The sequence below is a fragment of the Kitasatospora sp. NPDC049285 genome, from assembly GCF_040678815.1.
Lineage (GTDB): Bacteria > Actinomycetota > Actinomycetes > Streptomycetales > Streptomycetaceae > Kitasatospora.
This window is the reverse complement of sequence record NZ_JBFAQR010000135.1, coordinates 1-3,261: the sequence shown is the minus strand read 5'-3', so window position 1 is coordinate 3,261 and position 3,261 is coordinate 1. Positions and strand designations below refer to the sequence as shown.

Below are 3,261 nucleotides of genomic sequence, written 5' to 3'. Positions count from 1 at the left end.
CCGCGCCCGCGCCCCGCACACCGTCCCCCTGGCGCAGAGCGGCTCCCATCGCCGGCGCCATCACCCTCGTGCTCCTGACCGGCCTGGCCCTGAACCTGTTCGGGGTCGGAGCGGACAAGCCCTCGACCGGCACACCCCCCCGCGCGATCCTCGACGGCCGCAACACCGCCCGCCACGGAGACGGAGACTCCCGCGACGTCCGCGACCTCCGTGGCATCCGGACAGTCGGGGAGTGGTGGGGACGGTCGGACCGTGGCACCGAGCCACTCCGCCCTCACCGCCACGACCACCACCGCAAGCACTCCCGGGCCGGTCCGCACGACCGCGGGCACCCAGCCGTCTGCCACGACGACCCCGCCCCCGGCAGCCGTCTACTTCAGCGGAACCCTGACCTATGACGGAAGCCCCGACGGAACGCCGTACGACCTCGACTACAGCCCACCCGAGTTGTACGGCCCCAACAACACACTGAACCTCCTCGCCAACGAGATCGACGTCGTCCTCTCGAACGGAGCCAAGGCCGCACCGCCGTCCACCGCCCCGTCACTGCCGGACCGGCAGCGGTGCATCGATGAACTCGCCCAAGCACCAGGCGACTTCCCGGGCATCTACCAAGGCCCCACGGCAGGCACCACCTTCTGCCTCCAAACCGCCGCCGGCCACTACGCCGCAGCCCGCGTGACCGACACATCAGCGCACTACGCCATCACCCTCGTCGTCTGGCCATGAGCCACGACCCAGAGCCCGCACCCCCCACACCAGCACCACCGACCCCACCCGCCCCACCAAGGCCAACGGCCTCACCGATCCCTCTTCCGTTCCCCCTCGGCCCCCGCAGGGCCCTACCCCGCGCGCCAGACCAGGGCCACCGGGCCCACTGGATCCGTGTAGCCGAGGTCGCGGTAGAGGGACTCCGCTTCCGGGGACGCCGTCAGGCCGATGCGGCGGCAGGATCGGGCGGTGAGCCAGTCGTGGACGGCTTGGACCACGTGGCGGGCGTGGCCCTGGCGGCGGTGGGCGGGGTCGGTGACCACGGAGGTGATGTGGCCGACGTTCGGGAGTTCGCCGGGGCGGGGTGCGCCGAGGGCGTACTGGCCGATGGCGAGGGCCAGCAGCCGGCCGCTGCCGTCGTCGGCGACGAACGCGCCGAATCGCGGGTCGCCGTCCAGCCGTTCGGCGAACCAGCGGGCGCACTCGGCGGCCCATGCGGGCGTGGTCGGCACCCCGGCGGACTCCAGCATGATCGCCCGCAGCCGGGCGAGCTCCGGCCCGTCGGCCGGCTCCGCCCGCCGTACCACCGCCCCGCCGGGCCTCGCCCGCTCGCGTCGCCGTCGCACCGACTCCCAGTGCTCCTCGATCAGTTGACGCGTCGACGGGCGCAGCCGCAGCCGCCCCAGTTGCTCGGGCCGGAACCAGCGCAGCAGGACGCCCTCGCGCAGGCCCAGCGTGTCCGGATCGCCGTCCCACTCGACGTCGAAGATCTGGATCACCACGGCCGACCCGTCCACGGCGGTGACCCGCTCGACCGCCAGCGGCGCGACCTCGCCGAGCGCCAACCCCGGGACCTCTTCGGCGAGTTCGCGTCGCAGGGTGTCCTCGGGCGTCCGGTCGCCGGGTTCCCGGCCGCCGCCGAGCAGGCTGAACTCGCCGGGCGCCCAGATGTGCGGGTAGTCGTCGCGCAGGTGGAGCAGGTAGCGCCCGGCGCCGTCATGGATCAGCGCGGAGGAGTTCGCGCTCCCCCCGGCCCCGCCCTCGTCCTCGTACGGCGACACGCCACTCTCCTCCACCCCGCACCACCTGACAGATCATCAGCCTCCTACCCACCATCCACCCCACCCCACCGTCACCCGGCGAATACGAGCCATCACCGAACGCCACCGAAAGCCGCCGAAAGGCGGGTAAGCGAACGGCCGCTCCCGACTCATCTCCCATCGAGCCGACATCCCGTCGGCCCGCTTCCGCGCCACGCGGCGCGCCACCCGGGCGCACCGCTCGGCGCAGCACTCAGCGCAGCACTCAGCGCAGCACTCGTGAGGAGACCGGAGAGATGACCGTCATTCCGCTGGACCCGGATTCGCCCGCCTCGCACGCGGTCGGCATCGACTTCGACCAGACCCTGGTCGCGCACGACGACGGCTGGCAGGACGGACGCATCTACGGCAAGCCGCTCCCGGGGGCGATCGAGTCGCTGCACGCTCTGCGGGAGGTCCGTTCGGTGTTCATCCTGACCGCCCGGCCGCGCCGTTTCCATCCGGAGGTGGCGGGGTGGCTGCGGCAGTACTCGGGGCTGGAGACCCTGGTGGACGAGGATCCGGACCGGGCGTACTGGCAGGGCGACTGCCTGCTGGTGACGAACAAGAAGCTGGGCGCGGCGGTCTACATCGACGACCGGGCGCTGCGCTTCACCGGCGACTGGGCGACCACCCTGGCCGACGCCCGCCGCGCGATCGGGCTGCACCCGCACCCCACCGACACCGCCGACCCGAGCGACCCGCGCCACCGCGACCGGCCGGCGCGTCAGTAGGTGTAGATGCCGCCCTGCGGGTTGACCTCCATGCAGTCCTTGTCGTCGTCGGAGGTCTTGGCGTCGACCGAGGTCGGCAGCGCGGTGGGCACGGGCGTGGGGGTGGCGGCGGGGAAGGCGGTGCCGCTGGTCCAGTCCTTGCCGATGACCAGGGTGAGGGTCTTCCCGCTGCCGGCCTCGGTGAGCGCGCTCGCCGGCAGCTTGAGGTCGGCGGCGACCGCCTCGGCCTGGGCGCGCTGCCCGGCGGGGTAGAGGAGTTGGGTGGTCTCCCGGGTGCCGCCGCCGCTCGCCGCGGCGGCCCGCCCGTAGCCGGCCTCGACCAGCGCGCCCGCGACCTCGGTGGCCCGCCGGCCCGCACCGGAGGCGTTCTGCACGGTCAGCCCGACGGCTCCCTTGTTGACGCTGACCGGCGGGGCGACGGGCGACGGGGTGGCGGTGGGCGAAGCGGCGGGCGGCGCGCCGGACGCGGTGGCGGTCGGCTGCTCGGCGGGTTTGCCGTCCAGCGGCCGGTCGGCGAGCAGCATGGACCAGATCTGCTTGGTGTCGGCGTCCTTGAGGACCAGTTTGGCCTTGGGGTTGGCCGGGTCGGCGAGGGTGGGCACGGTGAGGGTGCTGATCCGTTCGGTGGGGACCGTGCGGATGTCCTCGGCGAGGTTGTACAGCTTCATCAGGTCGGCGATCGCGGTGTCGACGGCCAGCGACTTGGTGGCGGCGTCGGCGAGCTTCATCAGCTCGGT

At 73.2% G+C, this 3,261-nt stretch carries 4 protein-coding genes; 2 read left to right on the top strand and 2 right to left on the bottom strand.

The genetic code is table 11. The annotated features are described in order from the left end of the window. The first annotated feature begins 252 nt into the window (after window positions 1–252). Window positions 253–729, top strand: coding sequence for a hypothetical protein (locus tag AB0K51_RS34705; RefSeq protein ID WP_363462268.1), 477 nt, complete (start codon window positions 253–255; stop codon window positions 727–729). Window positions 730–842: 113 nt separating this feature from the next. Here the strand turns inward: AB0K51_RS34705 and AB0K51_RS34700 are convergent, their stop codons facing one another. Then, entirely contained in the window at window positions 843–1,772 is a 930-nt protein-coding gene (locus AB0K51_RS34700) for a GNAT family N-acetyltransferase (protein ID WP_363462266.1), read from the bottom strand. A 275-nt stretch (window positions 1,773–2,047) separates the two neighbouring features. Between AB0K51_RS34700 and AB0K51_RS34695 the strand changes: the two genes are divergently transcribed. Then, window positions 2,048–2,524 carry a hypothetical protein gene (locus tag AB0K51_RS34695; RefSeq protein ID WP_363462264.1) on the top strand — a complete coding sequence of 159 codons (477 nt, stop codon included), beginning with the start codon at window positions 2,048–2,050 and terminating at the stop codon, window positions 2,522–2,524. Here the strand turns inward: AB0K51_RS34695 and AB0K51_RS34690 are convergent. Then, on the bottom strand, window positions 2,518–3,261 hold a 744-nt coding region (locus AB0K51_RS34690), incomplete at its 5' end, for a LytR C-terminal domain-containing protein (RefSeq protein WP_363462262.1). The genes AB0K51_RS34695 and AB0K51_RS34690 overlap by 7 nt on opposite strands.